At 45.5% G+C, this 18,674-nt stretch carries 17 protein-coding genes; 4 read left to right on the forward strand and 13 right to left on the reverse strand.

Annotated elements, in window-relative coordinates; all coding sequences use genetic code 11:
- Positions 1-7 precede the first annotated feature (7 nt).
- A complete protein-coding gene (locus B4240_RS01600) occupies positions 8-751 on the forward strand; it encodes an amino acid ABC transporter ATP-binding protein (RefSeq protein ID WP_296236473.1) in 744 nt (247 codons plus the stop codon).
- A gap of 78 nt (positions 752-829) precedes the next feature.
- On the opposite strand, the gene B4240_RS01605 is transcribed toward B4240_RS01600, so the two are convergent.
- The 9 genes from B4240_RS01605 to uraD form a co-directional block, all read right to left on the reverse strand.
- On the reverse strand, positions 830-1,489 hold the full coding sequence (locus B4240_RS01605) for an anthranilate synthase component II (RefSeq protein WP_296236474.1): 660 nt from the start codon (positions 1,487-1,489) through the stop codon (positions 830-832).
- A 32-nt stretch (positions 1,490-1,521) separates the two neighbouring features.
- The gene (locus B4240_RS01610; RefSeq protein WP_296236475.1) at positions 1,522-2,940 is read right to left on the reverse strand and encodes an anthranilate synthase component I family protein; all 1,419 of its coding nucleotides are present in this window, start codon (positions 2,938-2,940) and stop codon (positions 1,522-1,524) included.
- An 84-nt stretch (positions 2,941-3,024) separates the two neighbouring features.
- A complete protein-coding gene (locus B4240_RS01615; protein ID WP_296236476.1) occupies positions 3,025-3,315 on the reverse strand; it encodes a Trp family transcriptional regulator in 291 nt (96 codons plus the stop codon).
- A gap of 288 nt (positions 3,316-3,603) precedes the next feature.
- Entirely contained in the window at positions 3,604-4,440 is an 837-nt protein-coding gene (locus B4240_RS01620) for a bifunctional allantoicase/(S)-ureidoglycine aminohydrolase (protein WP_296236477.1), read from the reverse strand.
- 133 nt (positions 4,441-4,573) lie between these two features.
- Positions 4,574-5,104 carry an ureidoglycolate lyase gene (locus tag B4240_RS01625; RefSeq protein WP_296236478.1) on the reverse strand — a complete coding sequence of 177 codons (531 nt, stop codon included), beginning with the start codon at positions 5,102-5,104 and terminating at the stop codon, positions 4,574-4,576.
- A 59-nt stretch (positions 5,105-5,163) separates the two neighbouring features.
- Positions 5,164-6,156 (reverse strand): allantoinase PuuE, encoded by a 993-nt coding sequence (gene puuE, locus B4240_RS01630; protein WP_296236479.1) that lies wholly within the window; start codon positions 6,154-6,156, stop codon positions 5,164-5,166.
- 87 nt (positions 6,157-6,243) lie between these two features.
- Entirely contained in the window at positions 6,244-7,608 is a 1,365-nt protein-coding gene (locus B4240_RS01635) for a urate hydroxylase PuuD (RefSeq protein ID WP_296236480.1), read from the reverse strand.
- A 123-nt stretch (positions 7,609-7,731) separates the two neighbouring features.
- Positions 7,732-8,100 carry a hydroxyisourate hydrolase gene (uraH, locus tag B4240_RS01640; RefSeq protein WP_296236481.1) on the reverse strand — a complete coding sequence of 123 codons (369 nt, stop codon included), beginning with the start codon at positions 8,098-8,100 and terminating at the stop codon, positions 7,732-7,734.
- 47 nt (positions 8,101-8,147) lie between these two features.
- Positions 8,148-8,669, reverse strand: coding sequence for a 2-oxo-4-hydroxy-4-carboxy-5-ureidoimidazoline decarboxylase (gene uraD / locus B4240_RS01645; protein ID WP_296236482.1), 522 nt, complete (start codon positions 8,667-8,669; stop codon positions 8,148-8,150).
- Positions 8,670-9,064: 395 nt separating this feature from the next.
- Between uraD and B4240_RS01650 the strand changes: the two genes are divergently transcribed.
- Positions 9,065-9,721, forward strand: a complete 657-nt coding sequence (locus tag B4240_RS01650) for a TetR/AcrR family transcriptional regulator (protein WP_296236483.1) — start codon at positions 9,065-9,067, stop codon at positions 9,719-9,721.
- A gap of 71 nt (positions 9,722-9,792) precedes the next feature.
- Here B4240_RS01650 and B4240_RS01655 read toward each other — a convergent pair whose 3' ends face one another.
- Positions 9,793-11,226, reverse strand: coding sequence for a uracil-xanthine permease family protein (locus tag B4240_RS01655; RefSeq protein WP_296236484.1), 1,434 nt, complete (start codon positions 11,224-11,226; stop codon positions 9,793-9,795).
- Positions 11,227-11,939: 713 nt separating this feature from the next.
- Here B4240_RS01655 and B4240_RS01660 point away from each other — a divergent pair.
- Together B4240_RS01660 and B4240_RS01665 are read left to right on the forward strand one after the other, a co-directional pair.
- Positions 11,940-14,021, forward strand: a complete 2,082-nt coding sequence (locus tag B4240_RS01660; RefSeq protein ID WP_296236485.1) for a TonB-dependent receptor domain-containing protein — start codon at positions 11,940-11,942, stop codon at positions 14,019-14,021.
- Between the two features lie 155 nt (positions 14,022-14,176).
- Positions 14,177-15,562, forward strand: a complete 1,386-nt coding sequence (locus B4240_RS01665) for a PepSY-associated TM helix domain-containing protein (RefSeq protein ID WP_296236486.1) — start codon at positions 14,177-14,179, stop codon at positions 15,560-15,562.
- Here the strand turns inward: B4240_RS01665 and B4240_RS01670 are convergent.
- From B4240_RS01670 to B4240_RS01680, 3 genes are all read right to left on the reverse strand, one after another.
- Complete coding sequence (locus B4240_RS01670; protein WP_296236487.1) at positions 15,559-16,329, reverse strand: ABC transporter ATP-binding protein; 771 nt, start codon at positions 16,327-16,329, stop codon at positions 15,559-15,561. The genes B4240_RS01665 and B4240_RS01670 overlap by 4 nt on opposite strands.
- A gap of 54 nt (positions 16,330-16,383) precedes the next feature.
- Positions 16,384-17,463 (reverse strand): iron chelate uptake ABC transporter family permease subunit, encoded by a 1,080-nt coding sequence (locus tag B4240_RS01675; RefSeq protein WP_296236488.1) that lies wholly within the window; start codon positions 17,461-17,463, stop codon positions 16,384-16,386.
- Positions 17,464-17,556: 93 nt separating this feature from the next.
- Positions 17,557-18,666, reverse strand: a complete 1,110-nt coding sequence (locus B4240_RS01680; RefSeq protein ID WP_296236489.1) for an ABC transporter permease — start codon at positions 18,664-18,666, stop codon at positions 17,557-17,559.
- Positions 18,667-18,674: the final 8 nt, after the last annotated feature.

Consider the following 18,674-nt stretch of genomic DNA (forward strand, 5'->3'; position numbering starts at 1 on the left):
AACCTTTATGATTCAAGTCAACAATATTCACAAAGCCTTTGGTAGCAATCAAGTGCTCAAAGGCATCGACTTGTCCATCGAAAAAGGCAAGGTGGTGGTCATATTAGGACCGTCAGGGTCGGGAAAAACCACATTTTTGCGTTGTTTAAATGCGCTAGAGATTCCTGACCAAGGCGTTATCGCTTTTGATGATGGTAGCTTGACCGTCGATTTTGCCACCAAACCTAAAAAGAAAACCTTGCTCGCGCTACAACGTAAGTCGGGCATGGTGTTTCAGTCTTATAATTTGTTTCCGCATAAGTCGGCGATTGAGAATTTGATGCTTGGGCCGACGGTGGTGCAAGGACAAAGTAAAGCGCAAGCGCGCGAGCAAGCATTGGCGCTACTCGATAAAGTGGGGTTGTCGGATAAGGCAGATTTGTACCCATTCCAGTTATCTGGCGGTCAGCAGCAGCGTATTGGTATCGCCCGCGCGCTGGCGATTGAGCCGTCATTATTGTTATTTGACGAGCCAACCTCGGCGCTTGATCCCGAGTTGGTACAAGATGTCCTTGGAACGATGAAGCAGTTGGCATCTGAAGGTTGGACGATGGTGGTGGTGACCCATGAAATTAACTTTGCCCGTGACGTAGCAGATCATGTGGTGTTAATCGAGGATGGTCAAGTGGTCGAAGAGGGCAGCGCAAAGCAGCTATTTGAGGAATCAACGCATCCACGGACGCAAGCGTTTTTGCAGCGTATTGAAAGTTAAAAAAAGACCGGCTTTAACAAGTCGGTCTTTTTTATTTAACGCTCTTTTTTATTATCGGTCTTTTTTAGTACGTCTTCATTACACCTGCAATAAAAAATTGGTTAATAAACGCTTCGCCCCCTCGGTCGCAAACGACTCTGGGTGAAACTGCACGCCTTGAATGGGATAGTCGGTATGGGTAAGTCCCATAATCTCATCGCCTGCTAACGCTGCCTCTGTCAGGCTTAAATCATGATGCGCGTCATTGCTCACGACGGCGGTGACGGTTAAGCAATCTGGCAGGGTATCGGCTTTTACCATCAGCGAGTGATAGCGCATGATTTCTATCTCTTGCGGCAATCCTTGATAAACACCCGCATTATTGTGGCGAATGGCAGAGACTTTACCATGCATCGGCACGCTGGCTCGTACCACCTCACCGCCAAAGACATGGGCAATGCCCTGCATCCCCAAGCAAACGCCCAATAGCGGCGTCGTCTTGCCCATCACCTCAATCACTTCGGCACAAATACCAAAGTAAGTGGGATCATCAGGCGCACCAGGGCCGGGTGAGATGATAATGCGGTCAAGATTCATCGCTTGTACATCAGCCAAGGTAATCTCATTATTGCGTTTGACGATGACATTGGCTTCTTTAGCGCCGTCTTTATCATTGTCCAAGGTCTGCAAAATCTCGCCAATATATTGATAAAGGTTAAAAGTAAACGAGTCGTAGTTGTCGATAATTAAAACATTCATAAGTTATAGCTCTTTAGCAAAATATAATGTATTTAGGCGTTCATAAAGCTGTCTAAAACCACTTTCATGGCCGACAGCTTACGCTGAATTTCTAGATATTCATCAGCAGGATTTGAGTCATAAACATTGCCGCCGCAGGTTTGCGCATAGGCGGACTCGCCGTTGATAAATAAGCTACGAATAGGAATGGCAAAAATGCAATCGCCATTAAAATTAAATGAGCCCAGCGCGCCACCATAAGCACCGCGGCCGTCGGGTTCTAGCTCATTGATGACTTTGATTGCTTCAACCTTTGGTGCGCCCGATAAAGTGCCGGCAGGGAAGTTACTGGCAAGGGCGCTAAACATGTCCTCGTCAGGGTGCAAAATACCGACGATTTCAGAGGAAATGTGCTGCACGTGGGAGAAGCGTTTGATATCCATTAGGCTGCGCACCTTTACCGTACCAAACCTTGCAACACGGCCAATATCATTGCGATGCAAGTCGACCAGCATATTGTGCTCGGCAATCTCTTTGGCATCATTAAGTAGGGCCCGGGCAAGCTTACGGTCTTCTGCCACATCGACGCCGCGCTTGGCAGTGCCTGCCAGTGGATAGGTCTCCATCTCACCTTGACGCAAGCGAAACAGTAGCTCAGGCGAGGCGCCAATAATGCATTGCTGAGCAAATTTCATAAAATACATGTGCGGCGATGGATTGACGGCACGCAATTTTTCATAAATCGGCATCTTATCACCGCTGATGCGATATTTAGATTTAAAGCCAACCTCGCATTGAAAGATACGCCCAGAGATGATGTCTTCTTTGACTTGCAGCACCGCCTTGGCATGCTCCTCTTGGCTCATGCCATCACCCAAAAATTCAACCGTGGGCGCCTCAAAGCTTGGGATTGGCGCATCAAGTAAAGCTTTGATGTGCTCAATACGATTGTCTTGCTGCGCGGTTGGATAATAAAAATAGAAAATCTCTCCGGTCATCTTATCAAGCGTCAACCCATCTAAATACACACCAAATTTAAAGGGTTCAAAGTCGTCACTGGCTTTGGCGTTGAGGCTCGGCTCAAAAAAATTGACACTGTCATAACCCAAGTAACCGACCAAGCCGCCGCTTTGGTCGCGCGCAATGACGTGCTGCGGGGTAATTTTACGTAGCAGCTCGTAAGGGTTGTCAGTTTGATAGTGAGTGGTTTTAGCAGTTTTATTATCAGTGATAGCCAAAGTAGTACGGTCGATAGCGGCGATGGTCATAACCGGATCAAAACCAATGGCATGATGGCGCGCCATATGACCGTCCTCACCCAATGATTCGAGCAAATAACAGGTCTCAAAAGCGCGCTCGATACGTTTAAATAACGCAAAAAAATCAATATCTTGCGTAAGTTTAATACGCTGCGGCTTGCTAGGAATGTCAATAGCAGCAGGTTGGCTATGCTGAGAAATAGAAGCGGTCATAACAATGTCCAAAGTGATTCAAGTATTTATTTAAAAAAATAAGGCAGAATGAAATTACGCTTTTTGCACAATTAAGCGTTTTTTTTATGCTTGGTCGCTAGGCATATTTTCTCTATGAGTTTTAAGTAAGGCGCTAACATCATGACTTTGCATGGCTTTAGCGCCGCGCGACACAGTAGCGATACCGACGCCGAGCTGCTCAGATATCTCACGCTGGGTCACGCCGCGCTCTAATAAATCAAAAATACGAATACGATTGGCAATCTCAAATTGTTCTTTGTCGGTCAATAGCGCACGAAATAGCTCGTCGATAGCAGCGCTGTCACGACAATTTGCCAGATGGTTTAATAAACTGTGATAAGGATTGGTGTTCATAATATATAATCTTAGTGATGGCAGGATAATAAGCAAAATATTGGTTTGTTTCAGTATTCTAGTACGATAGTACAAGAAACACAAGTAAGATTATTAAATGTTTTTAAGCTAACCCAAATTATAAAGATACTGTGCGACTAGTAACAATTTTCCTTGCTTGCTGCTGTCGCAGGGGCTGCAAAAAATTTATGCTCTTTTTATAAAAAACTGCGCCAGCAATATAATTGCTAGCGCAGCTTTGAAAAGTAAGAATTTGAAAAGTAAGAAGTGACCTACTTAAATTATGGCTTATCGTTCTGGGCGAATAAACGGCATGTGGCGGTTCACATCTTTATAGAGTAAATATCTAAAGGGGCCAGGCCCGCCAGCGTAACAAGATTGCGGGCAAAACGCGCGCAGCCACATAAAATCACCCGCTTCAACTTCTACCCACTCGCCGTTTAAGTGATAAACCGCTTTACCTTCTAGGACATACAAACCATGTTCCATCACATGGGTTTCATCAAATGGAATCACGCCGCCTGGCTGAAAAGTAACGATATTCACATGCATGTCGTGCCGCATATCAGACTGCTCGGTAAACCTCGTGGTTTTCCATACGCCATTGGTGTCTGGCATCTCAATCGCTTCGACATCGTGATCGCTGGTGACAAATGCTTCTGGCGCATCAAGACCTTCTACAAATTGATAGGCTTTACGAATCCAGTGAAATTTAACGTGCTTATCACTATTGTTTTTTAGCGTCCATTTACAGGCTGGTGGTAAAAATACATAACTACCTGCTTCGAGATGATGCGGCACGCCTTCGATAGTGATGTCCATTTCGCCTTCAACGACAAACAATACCGCTTCTGCTTTGGTATCCAGCTCCGGCTTTTCGGAGCCGCCGTTTGGGGCGACTTCAACGATGTATTGTGAAAAGGTTTCTGCAAAACCGCTTAAAGGACGCGCAATCACCCACATGCGCATGCCTTCCCAAAACGGCAGGTAGCTAATCACAATATCGGTGAGTACCCGTTTAGGAATAATTGCATACGCTTCGGTGAAAATGGCACGATCGGATAGTAGCTGTGTTTGCGGCGGCAAGCCGCCAGTTGGGGCATAATAGGTATTTCTTGTTGACATTATTTATGTTCCTTAATGGATTTGTGCCGCGATAAATTTGTGTCTAAACGCAGGGAGCAACGGGTAAGTACCGTCGTTTGGCTGGGGTTTACATTTAAACCATTTAAACATCAATCAAGTGCGGCTTGATAGGCTAAGCGTGTTCATTTTCTATTTCAATATTCACTTGCCAATCATCAATAGTCAGCTCGTAGCAGTTATTACCCTCACCATTGATACGGTCAATGACTAAAAAATCAGAGTCGCGACCAAGGGCCAGTAGTGGATGATGCCAAACGTTGGCGTCGTACTGCACGCCTTGATGCGATTTGGCATGAAACACCGACAAATCAGCCGCAGAACGAGGCGGTTCGCCAGCTGGTGCAACGACAACAATATAATCCTGACCATTCATCGAAAAGAACGCCTGCGTGCCAAATGGATGATACTCCATTACCGATAAGGCGATGGGTAGCTCACGCTTTTTGGCGCGGAAGATACTGATGCCAACATCGCCACCGTCGAGCTTAGCCTCAGCAATCGCATGATGTCGACACGCGTAGCCTCGGTTAATAAAGTAGCAGTTTTCAGACGTCTGATCTTCTTTATCGTAGGGTTCAATCACCGTGCCATAAGGTGCAAATTCGGCCTTGGTTAAAGGCTTAGCGATGATTGTAGTAGTCATGATTTTACCTTTTAGTTAATGAGTATGGGTATTTATTTATTAAATTTAGCATTTCCTGCTTACATCCAGTTTGCGCTGTTGTCAGCCGTTGCCGGATGGTTTTCATACCAGTGTTTGGCAATTTCATCGCGGCGGCATATCCAGACATCTGGCTTACTGGTGATGTATTGCAAGAACTTTTTAAGGGCGGTGATGCGGCCCGCGCGGCCAATGATGCGGCAGTGCAAACCAATGGTCAGCATTTTGGGTTCGTTTTTACCATTTTTATCGCCTTCTTCGTATAACGTGTCAAAGCTGTCTTTTAAATACTGATAAAAGGGCTCAGCATTGGTAAAGCCGGGACTTGAGGCAAAGCGCATATCATTGGTCTCTAACGTGTAAGGAATAACTAGATGCGGCTTACGAGTGATTTTATCACCATCTTCTACCTTTACATTTAGCCAGTAGGGCAGCTCGTCAGCATAAGAGTCTGAATCATAGATATAACCGCCTTGTTCGGCGACCAGCTCACGCGTATTGGGGCTATCGCGGCCGGTATACCAACCAAGCGGCTGACGACCGAGCATACGCTCAAAGATTTCGGTGGCGCGGCGCACGTGTTCGCGTTCCGTTTCGCGGTACATGTATTGATAAGTAATCCAGCGCAGCCCGTGACTGGCAATTTCATGACCATCTTCTAACACGCGCTCGATAATATGCGGGGTTTTTTCAGCGGCGGCCGCGCAGGTAAAGGTTGTGATGGGTAAACCATACTCTTTAAAGGTATCTAATACGCGCCAAACGCCCACGCGGCTACCATACTCAAAGGCGGATTCGATAGACTGGTGACGGTTGTTAAATTCGGGCGTTCCTAATACGTCAGACAAAAAACGCTCTGATTGAGCATCGCCATGAATGACGCTATTTTCTGCACCTTCTTCAATGTTTAATACAAACTGTACGGCAATCTTTGCGCCGCCCGGCCAGTTGGCTTTTGGCGGGTTGCCAGCATAGCCTTTTAAGTCACGTAGGTAGGTGTCGTGATTAAAATCGCTGGTTATTTTTTTACTCATTTTTAATATATCCTAAATACAATAAAGCAAAACGAAGGTGAGCGTATCTATTTATTTACTTCTATCTACTTTTAGTCACTTAGCTACTTATAGCCCTGAAGCATAAGCGACGATTTGTTGGCGTTCTTCATCGGTCAATTGGGTAAGATTGCCTAATGGCATGTAGCCAGTTTGCACCGCCGTGACAATTTTGTCTTGATGGGTTTTTATATCTGCTGGCGTCTGCAAGATAATACCCAATGGCGGTGCTGCAAACCCTTGCTGGGTTGGCTTGGCCGCATGACAAGTTGTACACCGCGTATGCACGATATTCATAATCGCATCATCAGCTGAGGCGGTCACAGGCACAGCTTCGGCAGCCTTTTGATTGGCAGCGGCATCCGCTTCGATGGTAGCATTTTCAGTGGCACCATTCGGCTGTTTGGCAGCAGTACTAACGGCCGCACTCTCAGCAGCTGGCGGCGTGTTATCTGAGGTAGCCGTCTTAGCAGCGACAGGAGCAGCAGATAGTGGCTCAACAGATAGTGGCTCAACGGGGGCTGGACGCATCCAAATAATCAATAATACCGTCGCTAACGCCGGAATCCATAGGTACTTTGGCTTATTGTGACCCAAATGTTTTTGGTTAAAGTAATGCCGCACCGTTGCCGTGATAATACCGACAAATACCAACACCAACCAGCCGTGTGCGTGCGAATACATCATCGGATAGTGGTTACTAATCATGGTAAAAATGAGCGGTAAGGTAAAGTAATTATTCATCAAGGAGCGGTTTTTTGCTTGTAGCGCCAGATCTGCCACTTCCTTACCCGGCTTCACACCGCGGCGCACACAATCAACCAGCGCGCGCTGGGCAGGCATGATGCCAAAGAAGACGTTACCCGCCATCACTGTCCCTAAAATAGCACCAATATGGATAAATGAAGCGCGGTCACTAAACAGCTGATAAGAGCCCCAACAAGCAAGGATTAATAGGATAAAAATAATGCTGCTAAAAATCAGCGAGTTTTTACCAAGACGGCTACGAACAATCACCTCATAAAGAAAATAGCTGCCAAATAAAAATAATAAGCTGGTCGAAATAGCGCCGACGCTGCTACCAAAAGCCACTTTACTTGGGTCAATCAGATAAGCGGTCGCATTGGCGTAATAAACGATAGACAGCATCGCCATACCGGTCAGCCACGTGGTATAAGCTTCCCATTTAAACCAATGCAGGGTTTTTGGCATCTCTTCTGGTTCAAGTTTATATTTGGCAATTTCATAAAAGCCGCCGCCGTGCACCGCCCATAAGTCGCCTGAGATGCCTTTGTCCGCCTTCCACTGTGGCGGCTTACGCAAACTCATATCTAGCCAAACAAAGTAAAAGGACGCCCCAATCCAGGCCACGCCAGCGATGACGTGAAACCAGCGGAAAAATAAAGCGACCCAGTCGAGAAGATATGCACCCATGCGTGAATTGTCCTTTTTTGCAATGTTCTTACTTTTAATGTTTTTGTTCGGCGTTCTTTGTTTGGCTTTTTAGAGCGTTCTTTGATCAGCTTTTTTGCTCGTGCTCATTTTAAAAATATCAAGCTATGAGCCGCGATAAGTACTGTAGCCGTGGGCGCTTAGCAGTAACGGTATATGGTAGTGACCGCCGTCACTGATCATAAAGTCGATGACCACTTGCGGATAAAATGCCGTTAAGTTTTGCGCATCAAAATAGGCTTGGGTATCAAACGTTAAGGTATAACGGCCAACATCCAAGTGATATTTAGCGATATCGATACTGGTATCAAACTGCCAGCTGTCGATAGCCACGCGACCATCAGCATTGGTGACACTTTCGGCCAAAAATGAGGCTTCTCCGTCTGGCGTGAGACGATGTAAGGTGACTTTGATGTTTGCCGCAGGTTTACCAATATGCGTGTCTAAAATATGAGATGAGAGAGTCCCTGACATAATAATTCCTTTTATGTATCAAAAAATAAAAATAAGCAGCAGTTACCTTAAGCGGCGCCCAGCAGCTTTTGTAAGCGCAAACGGGTAATTTTATTTTGCTCAGCCGCCGCATTGCGCAGCTCGGTGTCACGATCGTTTGGCAGGCGCGCGAGCAATAAATCCAGCATTTCTTGCGCGCTCTTGCCCGTTGCAAAAACGATAAAGATAAAGCCAAATTTATCAAGATACTCTTGATTGCCTTTTGCCAGTGCTTCAATGACCTCCATATCAGCGTTATTGGCGCCAGATTGCTCATGGGCGGCGCTGTCTTGCGTGTTGCGGTATTTTTCTTTTAATGAGTCAACGTTGCCAATTTGTGGATGACCATCAAAAGCCTCAAGCAAATTGGCTTCTTCTATTTGCGCCTCTTGCCAAGCCTTGTCGCTACTGGCAAGCACGTCGTCTATATCGGTAAAAGGCCGAGCGCTTGCGACGCTATGCGCCCAGCTAGCACTGGTGCAGCAGGTCAATAGTTTTGAAGTGGCATCGGCTTGCGAGAGGGCGTTGAATTGCGCTAGTGATAAGCTCACAGTGACATCCTTTTCTTTTAAGTCTAAAGCGTTTGATGCTTAAATTGTAATGGCTGTTTTTTAGTGACTGTTGTTAACGGTTATTTTTAATGACTGTTTTTTAAAAGCTAGGTTGTTATTAATACGTTTTAATTACTCGTTATAATAGCGAAGCATCGTTTTTTTGGTGATAAAAACCATGCGCAGACGCACGCTAAAACAGTACCGAATGAGTGTTAATTGGTTTACTATGTCCCATTCTGCTTAAACCTGACCATTTGGTCAACAGTTTTGTGCAAAATATTTTTTACTGACTGGTTATATTTTCTACATATAAAAAATTAAATTGGCCTATTGGCCCAGTTATATGTTGCAATATGGCTACTTATTTTCCGTCCTATTTAATGGTTAATTTTATGACCCAACCTAATAAAACGTCCGCTTCTGATACCTCCGTTCATCGCAATCAGCAAGATATCCGCGCACAGAACCAAGCGGTGATTTTGGCGGCAGCAGAAGAGGAATTTGTCCTACAAAGCTATCGCGGTGCGACGATGCAAGGGATTGCTGATCGGGCAGGACTGCCAAAAGCCAATGTTCATTACTACTTTAAAAATAAAAAGAACCTCTACAAAGTGGTCTTGCGCTCTATTATTCAAGAATGGAATGATGGCTTGGTGACAATGACGGTCGATAGCGACCCAAAAACCGTGATAGAAAAATTTGTGCGCACCAAATTACACCAAGCGTTTGCCCACCCAAACCGTCATAAATTGTTTGCTTTAGAGGTCATCGGCGGCGCTCCGCATCTGCATGATTTTATGTCGACGACCATGAAAGAGTGGGCGCTTGATAAATCGCAAGTGATGAAAACCTGGCATGAGCAAGGCCGCATCGGTATCGCCGACCCCTTGCAACTATTGATTTTGATTTGGGCAACGACGCAGCGTTATGCAGAATTTGAAACAGAAATCGTTGGTCTGATGCAAAAAGACGCTTATGACAAGCAAGATGAAGCGCGCGCGGCTGATTTCTTGATACCGTTTATCCTGCGCGGCTGCGGACTTGAGTAGCGGATTTAAATAGCGCGCCAGTTTTGGGAGACTGGCGCAATGATCACTTATTCAACCAAGCCAGCTATCTTTTATAATGGCTGACCTTCAATCTCACTTTTAGACAACACGCGCGCAGGCTTTAGGCCATCTTCGACATGTTGATCAGAGGTATCAAACTCGACACCATAATTCTTTGGTAAGATCATATCGAGCATGATAGCAACGATACCTGACATGGTCACCGCTGAGCCAAAGATATTACGAAACAGCTGCGGCGTTTGCGCAAAGACGTCAGGAACAAACGCGATACCCATCGATAAGCCGAGCGAGGTCGCAATAATCAAAATATTACGGTGGGTAAAGTTCACCGTAGATAAGATGCGAATGCCTGCGGTTGCAACGGTTGCAAACATCAATAGCGTGACGCCACCAACGACGGGCTTTGGCAGTTGGGTAAAGATAGCGCCGAGAACAGGAAATAGCCCCATGGTAAATAGTATGGCGGCCACATAAAAACCAACGTAGCGGCTTGCGATACCCGTCATTTGAATCACACCGTTATTTTGGCTAAAGGTAGTCACAGGAAAGGTGTTAAATACCGCGGCAATCCACGAATTGACGCCATCACCTAGCACGCCGCCTTTGATACGTTTTTCGTAGACAGGACCTTGAATGGGTTCGCCTGAAATCATCGAGGTGGCGGTCAAATCCCCTGCCGTCTCAATACTGGTGATGATATACATAAAGGCAATCGGGATAAACGCTTGCCAATCAAAGCTTAAACCGTATTTAAAGGGCACAGGTACGGTAAATAAGGGCGCTTCAGAGACTAAAGAGAAGTCAATACGGCCCATAAACATCGCTGCAATTAAGCCGAGCATCAAACCGATAAAAATAGCGCTTGAGCGAATCACTTTATTATTGACGATACTAATCAGCACCACACTGACCAGCACACCACCGCCCAATAGTAAGTTCTCCATACTACCAAAGTTTTCGGCCCCAACCCCGCCTGCCAAATCCGTCAGGCCCGTTTTGGTTAAAGACAGACCAATGGTGACAATGACACAGCCGGTGACGATAGGGCTCATCAAGGATTTAAGCTTGGTAATAAACTGGCTTAAAAATATCTCAACAAAGGCGCCAAAAAAAGAAACTCCCAAGATGACAGAGAGAATGTCTTCAGGACTGCCGCCTTTATTTTTTACCACAAAACCTGCAGCAAGGACGGCGGCTAAAAAACCAAAACTGGTGCCTTGTAATGCCATCAGCCCAGAGCCGACGGGCCCTACTTTGCGAGTCTGAATAAAGGTGGCGACCCCTGATACCATCAACGACATGCTAATAAGGTAGGGGATGTGTTCGCCCAAACCCAAAGCGCCGCCAATGATGAGGGAAGGCGTAATAATCCCAACGAAAGCGGCAAGTACATGCTGTACCGCGCCTAAAAATGCTTTTGCAGGGGCGGGACGGTCATGCAGCCCATATAATAAATCAGGGTTTCCTTGAGTCATTTCACTCATTTTGGCTTTCTCCTAAAGTGACTTTTAGTCCAATCTCTGTAGGTAGTCTTCAACAGCGTAGTAAAGGAAATAACTTGAGAATAAAGACTTTTATTTGAGCATAAAGGCCCTTAGTTTTCTCTTGTCCTGCACCTTATCTGTCAAACCATTTATTACCAGTTATCCAACAGAGAGTCGCACTGGTCCGTGTGCTAATAAATAAAAGCAGCTCACCATTATTTATTAATATTGCCAAACATCGTAGTTTAAAACCTGACTAAATAGTCAGCTATCTAAGGGTATAGCGAAAGCCTTGCTTATTGCAATGTTTTTTTTGCGATTAAGAAGGTTATTTATCCCATCATCACGCTTTAAACGAGCGCTAGCATACATATTGCAAATAAAATAATGGCTGACGCTAAGCGTTTAAAAACAGTCACTCAAAGACATCTCTTAACCTTTGTGCTTTTGCCCATTTCGCCAAAATAAATTTCTCACTTTATTTATTGCCAAATTGTTAATACTTCGTTATTATGCCTGTCATAATTCAAATGCTAATCATTATCATTAGTATTAATCATGTCATTCGTATGCGAATTTTTTGCTTTAGCAAAAGCTATAAATCAGAAAATGATAATGGTCTTCCAGAAAGAGTAAGAAAGCAAAATCCCGAACCCTCTTTTTAAAGTGGCGCTTAGATCCTTCAATCCCATAGTAAGTAAAGTGAGTGTGTTATGCGTGAAATAAAGTCAGCAACGTTTTCTAATCAATTGACGGTCTTATCAGTGGCAGTTTCAGCCGTTCTGTGGTCACAGCTGGCCGTGGCGGCAGAGGACTTGCCGAGTACCACCTTACAAACCATCACCGTAACTGCCAATGGCTCGGTACGTGAAAAGGTACAAGAAGATGGCGTTGATGTCGAAGACTATACCCCAGCGCAGCAAGCAAGTCATTTGAGCGATTTTTTAAACGTGGTGCCAGGCGTTACCATCGGTGGTACGTCATCGGTCAACCAGCGCATTCGTATTCGTGGTCTTGAAGATAGCAACCTAAAAGTCACCATTGATGGCGCGCGCCAAGAAGGTAAATTGTTCTACCATATGGGCGATATTACCATTGATCCCGATTTGCTTAAGCAAGCAGAGGTAGCGGTGGGCAACAATTCTGTCACGCTTGGCAATGATGCCATCGGCGGCGCAGTCGCTTTTACCACCGTTGATGCAGCGGATTTACTCAAACCTGGTCAAAAGATTGGTGCCAAGCTAAAAGCCGGTTATGCCAGTAATAACGATGAGCTACTGACGTCAGCCACCGTTTATGGCGCACCAACTGATAATGTCGATTTATTGGCCTATTATGGCAAGCGTGATACCAGCTCAGGTGAAGATGGTAGTGGCCGCGAGTTGTTTGAAGACAGTGAAAGCGAGAGCATCTTATTAAAAGCCGGCGCTTATGTCGGCGATGATCATCATTTTGGTGCCAGTTTTAGCCGTACGGATAAAGAAGGGACTTTCCCATTCCGCCCAGATTTTCCAAGTCTTGGCGATGATCCAATCCCACAAAAAGTAAAGCGCGATACCTATACGCTTGATTATAACTTTAACCCAACAAGCTCGCTGGTTGACGTCGATACGACGGTTTATCAAACCGAAACACAAATTTCGCGTGATAACGACTCAAAAACATCGCCAGGCTATGATTGGAATGCAAAAGTAAAAACCACGGGCGGAAAAGTTGAAAACACCAGCCTGATTGATGCAACCTCAGGACGCCATAAACTGATTGCAGGGCTAGAGCACTATAAAAAGCAGTCAGATTATAGCGCTCTCGATCGTAATACAAAACTGCCAGTATCAGGTACTGATGAAGCCAAAAACACCTCAGTATATTTAGAAGACCAGTGGCAAATGGGCAAGTTTAGCCTAACGCCAGGTGTGCGTTATGACCGCTATGAAGCGCCAGATTTTGTTGCTGGTGGTAAAACCTATGATAATGTCGTTGGTGCGCTAGCAGCCAGCTATGAGATTGCGCCGCGCACGCAAGTGTTTGCCAGCTATACCCAACTGTTTAATGGCCCAGATTTAAGCCAAGCGATTTTCAATCGAAATGGTGCTGGTACTTATGTCAATAAAGACTTAAAAGCTGAAGAAGGTGACAATACTGAAGTTGGTATCGTGACCACATTGCGCGATCTCACTACGCCTAATGATGCGCTACAATTAAGCGGTAAATATTTTGAAACCAATATCGAAAACTATATTGAATACGTGCGTAGTGGTGGTAGCCATACAGGCCTAGATTGTGTAACCGGCACGATAGGCGGTAGCTGTCAAGGTGCCATCAACAAAGATGAAGATTATAAAATCAAAGGTGTTGAGCTTGCCGCTGATTATAAAATGAATAACTTTAGTATGGGGTTAAGCTACGCTCATGCTCGTAGTAAAGGTAAGGATACTGGCAAGACCATTTACTCACAAACGGGTACTGGATCAGATACGGGTGATAAATACATGGTCAATTTGGCCTATCAGCCAACCGATACCACTGAGCTTGGCTGGCGCAGCACCTATGTAGCTGCTATCACGCTAGACACGGCAGAAAAAGGCGAATTTACAAAACCAAGCTATGATGTGCATGATATCTTTATGAGCTATTCACCAACACAAGTGGAAGGTCTAAAAGCCACGGTTGGGGTATACAATATCTTTGATGAAACGTATGCCAGTCATGCATCAAGATTCGATCCGTTAAAAGATGCCAGTACTGACTTTGAGCCGGGCCGTAATATCAAAGCTTCTTTAAGCTATCAGTTTTAAGTCTGCATTTATTTCCTAGTAGCAAAAAAGCCAGCTTTTTATAAAAAAGAGCTGGCTTTTTTATCGCCCTTTTTTGGCGCTTATGCTTGCTTTTTAAAAGCCGCGCTTTGGCTGTAACACCATTAACCCTATATATTCATACAGAATTAGCACTCATGACTTCATTTTCATCGACCTCATTTTCATTTAACCTGCGCCGTATTTGTCTTTGGATCCACCGTTATACTGGGCTTGTGATGGCAGGCTTTTTAATCATGGCTGGCATTACTGGCTCGTTGTTGGCATTTCATGACGAGCTAGATGATGTGTTTAATTATAAATTGGCGCACATCGAGCGGCAAGATACACCGCAGCTACCTATTGCAGCGCTGCACGATAGGGTAATTAGCGCCTATCCAGAGTACAATTTTTCTAGTATGCCAACGTCATTAGAAGCGGATAAATCTGCGGTGTTTTTGGTAGATAGAGTTCGAGATCAAGCGACCAAAAACCCGCCTAAAGCACCGTTTCAAGAGGTATATGTCAATCCTTATAACGGCGATATTGTAGGTACCCGTGATAAAGACGCGTGGGCATGGCGCAATACCATGTGGAAGGTATTTTGGTTACACCGTGATTTATTGCTTGGCGATATCGGCAAGTTGCTACTAGGCGTGATAGCGCTTATTTGGACGATTAATTGCTTTATTGGCTTTTACCTGACTTTTCCTAGAGCGGTTAATAACAAAAAAGCGCTGCAAAAAACTATGCTTGAAAATGGGTTTAAAAATGGGCCTAAAAAACGCACGTCCTTGTTTAAGCGCTGGCTACCGGCGTGGAAAATCCGCCGCAAAACCAATACCTTTAAGCTCAATTATGATTTGCATCATGCCTTTGGTTTATGGTTGTGGCTGATGCTATTTGTCATTGCTTGGTCGAGTGTCGGCTTTAATTTAAAATCGGTGTATCAGCCGATTATGCAGGCAGTAGTTGGATTTGAAGGCAGAGAAGGTAAGGGAAAGGAGAAGTCACATATAACAGATAAATCAAGCACGCAGGATAGAGCAGATGTTGCGCCAGTTATCAACTCAACTGCTGCGGTTAATAAAGCCAATAGCATTGCTTATTTAAGCAGACAGGCAGAGATTGCCGCGCAAAATAATGGGGTAACGGTACAGCAGTCACTGAGTATACGCTGGGTCGCGGAAGAAGGGCAATGGCAAATGCGCTTTAAAACCGATAAAGATATCGGCACTCACGGTGGTGCTTCGACTATCACAGTGGATGCGGCGACTGGTAACATTGCAAAGGTTAGTTTCGGTTATCAAAGCGCATTTGGTAATAAGATCGATCAATGGTTCTCAACCTTACACATGGGGCATATTGGTCACGGTATCGCTCATTTACTTTATCAAATATTTTTAGCACTGATAGGATTGGCCGTGGCTATTTTGTCCGCTACAGGTGTTTATTTATGGGTCAAAGGTCGTCAAAGTCGCTTAAAGCAAAAACAGAAATTGACGGTTAAAAAAGACTGTTCAAAGCGGCTACTTAATACCTAAACTGTATCGACAATCACAGGTCGCCCTTCGTGGGTCAGTACGGTAACGTCAACATTGTATAGCTCTTTCATGGTCTCGTGCGTGAGGACATCAACGGGTGCGCCGGTTGCTAGGACGCGACCTTCTTTCATCGTCACCACCGTATCAGCAAATTGCGCGGCTTGATTGATATCATGCAAGACTATCACCACGGTTTTTTGCTCGCTATGGCTCAATTCGCGCAGCTCACGCATCAGACGCCCTGCATGATACATATCCAGATTATTGAGCGGTTCATCAAGGAGTAGATACGGCGTATCTTGACAGACAATCATTGCAATCAGCACGCGTTGGCGCTGACCGCCAGAGAGCGTTGATAAAAAGCGCTCGGCTAATGGTTCAAGCTCAAAGCGCTCGATAATGGTTTGTACTTTTTGCTCGTCAGCAGCGGTTGGTTGCCCTTGATGATAAGGATAGCGCCCAAACATCAGCAGCTCATGCACGCGCAGTCGCCCTTGTACTTGATTGTCTTGCCCAAGCATTGCGACTGTTTTAGACAGCGTGCGCGCAGGGCAACTGACAATATCACGCTCCTCATTACCTACAGCAAAACTGACTTGCCCAGATTGCAGGGGCTGCAAGCGTGCCATCACTGAAAACAGCGTTGATTTACCCGCACCATTTGGCCCTATTAAAGCAATCACTTGCGAGGGCGGCAAAGACAGAGTAATGTCGTGCAGGATTTGCTGTTTGCCAATATGGTGGGAGAGATTATTTATTTTAATCATAGCAATTCTTGTATTTAGCAAAGTGTTAAACTGTAGCGTTTTAAAAGGTCATCATTAACGGCGATAGGTCATAAATATCAGTAATAAAAATACCAAGCCGCCCGCCAGTTCGATCACTACTGACAATACGCCTGCCATGCCGAGCACTTGCTCAAATATGGTTTGGCCGAGTACCAAGCAAATCATCGCCACTAGGCTAACCAATACCAGGCGCTCACTATGATACATATGCCGCGCGATGCGATTGGTCAGGGCGCAGACCAGTAAACCAAAAAAGGTAACTGGCCCTACCAAAGCGGTCGCCGTCGCAACCAATACTGCAATAATCGTTAATAGCCCAAAAGCGAGGCGTTGATAATGGATGCCAAGGTTAATTGCTTGTGATTTGCCCAGCATTAAGACATCGCATTGATAACGCCAGCGCCAAATAAACAGTGCACTAACGACACAAATAACGAAGCTAATGCCAAGGAGCTGCGGATTGACGGTATTAAACTGCGCGTAACTGGCCGATTGTACGACCACAAAATCATCAGGGTTAATCAGCCGTGCAACGAGCGCCGATAAGCTGCGAAACAACACACCAAAGATAACGCCTACCAGTATCAGCCGCGTCAAATCCTGACTGCTTTTTGAAAATAACACGCGAAATAATAGTAACGAGGCGCCAAACATGAGGAAGATTTCGAGGGTAAATTTGACGATAGGATTGATACTGGTGAAACTAATGGCGCCCAAAAAGAATACCAATAAGCTCTGCAATAACACATATAGCGAGTCAAAGCCCAATAGCGATGGCGTCAAAATAGGGTTATGCGTTAGAGTTTGAAACAGTAGCGTTGATACGCCAATTGCATAGCCGACAACCATCAGCGCCAGCAGTTTTTTACCACGAAGGGGCAAAGCAAAATCCCAATGGCCGTTGACGTTAATCGTCAAAAATAGCGTCATCGAGATTAATAATATGATGGCGGCAATGGATTTTGGATGACCAGCAATAAATGTCCAAAGCTGAGCCAATCGGCTTTGGTTAGAAGTATCTGCATGGCTGTTGTCTTGTAAAGTGCCATTTTTAGGAATACGCTTTTCTGCCGAGCCAGTTTTTCCAGAATGCAGCTTAGACGGTGAGAACATGAATAAATCCTATAGTGCCAAGCTTATCTAGTAAGACAAAAAAGTTAAGAAAAAAGATGGCAATGTTTAAATAACCATGTTTAGTGAGCAGAATTATTGCTCAGCAGGCGCGCGTAATAGTAGCCATAAAAACAGTACGGTGCCGACCACACCAAAAACCGTCGCAACAGGCACTTCAAAAGGATAGCGAATAGAGCGCCCGATAATATCGCAAAGCAGGACAGCTGATGCGCCTAAAAGCGCGACTGCGGGCAAGCTGCGACGTAATTTATCGCCCATGATGCGGCTAACGATATTGGGTACAACCAAGCCAATAAAAGGAATCATACCAACCGTTACGACGACGACAGCACTCATCATCGCTACCATGCCAACGCCAAGCCACGTTACTTGCCGTTTACTAATCCCCAAGTTTAGCGCGATATTGTCGCCCAAACCAACGATGGTCAGTTTATCGGCGATAATATAGGCCAGCACGCACAGTGCGCCCGTCAACCACAACAGCTCATAACGGCCTGCTAATACCGAAGAGAAATCACCAAATTGCCAAACGCTAAGCATCTGTAGCGATTCCGTTTGATAGGCGATAAAGGTCGTTACCGCCTCGATAATACCGCCAAAGACAATACCAATCAGCGGAATCATCAAAAAATCCGTCGGTGGTACGCGATGTATCAGCAGCATAAACAGCATCATGCCGCCTACTGCGGCAAGGGTCGCGACGCCCATTTTGACCAGCAGCGCACTAGCGGGAAACAATAAGCTGACGACCAGTAAACCCAGCGCTGCGCTTTGGGTTGCGCCGACCATCGATGGCTCAACGAAGCGGTTTTTTAGCACCACTTGAATAATCATGCCTGCCACTGCCATCGCCACACCCGTCAAAATAATGGCAATCGTACGCGGTAGGCGACTGATCAATAACAGTGAGCTATCAGAGTTGGCGCTTTGACTGACCAGACTTTGCAGGATACCTGACCACGAAAAATCTGCCACCCCAATCGATAAACTTAACAACACCAACAGCCCCATAATCATGAGGCTAGCGGTATTGATAAGCCAAGGCGGTATGGCGGCGCGGCGCTGTTTGTCGCGGACGTAGCGGCTACCACTACTTGCTCGCTGCTGCCAGCTTGATGGCGCAGCGGGCAGAGCAGAGCTGGATTTAACGCTGGCTTGAGCACGAGGTGAAAATAACGACATAGCGGCTA

The sequence above is a fragment of the Psychrobacter sp. UBA5136 genome (genome assembly GCF_002414005.1).
Classification (GTDB): Bacteria; Pseudomonadota; Gammaproteobacteria; order Pseudomonadales; family Moraxellaceae; genus Psychrobacter.

Coding starts and splice junctions, on each gene's coding strand:
- B4240_RS01600 (WP_296236473.1), top strand. CDS start 8: ATGATTCAAGTCAACAATATTCACAAAGCCTTTGGTAGCAATCAAGTG.
- B4240_RS01605 (WP_296236474.1), bottom strand. CDS start 1,489: ATGAATGTTTTAATTATCGACAACTACGACTCGTTTACTTTTAACCTT.
- B4240_RS01610 (WP_296236475.1), bottom strand. CDS start 2,940: ATGACCGCTTCTATTTCTCAGCATAGCCAACCTGCTGCTATTGACATT.
- B4240_RS01615 (WP_296236476.1), bottom strand. CDS start 3,315: ATGAACACCAATCCTTATCACAGTTTATTAAACCATCTGGCAAATTGT.
- B4240_RS01620 (WP_296236477.1), bottom strand. CDS start 4,440: ATGTCAACAAGAAATACCTATTATGCCCCAACTGGCGGCTTGCCGCCG.
- B4240_RS01625 (WP_296236478.1), bottom strand. CDS start 5,104: ATGACTACTACAATCATCGCTAAGCCTTTAACCAAGGCCGAATTTGCA.
- puuE (WP_296236479.1), bottom strand. CDS start 6,156: ATGAGTAAAAAAATAACCAGCGATTTTAATCACGACACCTACCTACGT.
- B4240_RS01635 (WP_296236480.1), bottom strand. CDS start 7,608: ATGGGTGCATATCTTCTCGACTGGGTCGCTTTATTTTTCCGCTGGTTT.
- uraH (WP_296236481.1), bottom strand. CDS start 8,100: ATGTCAGGGACTCTCTCATCTCATATTTTAGACACGCATATTGGTAAA.
- B4240_RS01650 (WP_296236483.1), top strand. CDS start 9,065: ATGACCCAACCTAATAAAACGTCCGCTTCTGATACCTCCGTTCATCGC.
- B4240_RS01655 (WP_296236484.1), bottom strand. CDS start 11,226: ATGAGTGAAATGACTCAAGGAAACCCTGATTTATTATATGGGCTGCAT.
- B4240_RS01660 (WP_296236485.1), top strand. CDS start 11,940: ATGCGTGAAATAAAGTCAGCAACGTTTTCTAATCAATTGACGGTCTTA.
- B4240_RS01665 (WP_296236486.1), top strand. CDS start 14,177: ATGACTTCATTTTCATCGACCTCATTTTCATTTAACCTGCGCCGTATT.
- B4240_RS01670 (WP_296236487.1), bottom strand. CDS start 16,329: ATGATTAAAATAAATAATCTCTCCCACCATATTGGCAAACAGCAAATC.
- B4240_RS01675 (WP_296236488.1), bottom strand. CDS start 17,463: ATGTTCTCACCGTCTAAGCTGCATTCTGGAAAAACTGGCTCGGCAGAA.
- B4240_RS01680 (WP_296236489.1), bottom strand. CDS start 18,666: ATGTCGTTATTTTCACCTCGTGCTCAAGCCAGCGTTAAATCCAGCTCT.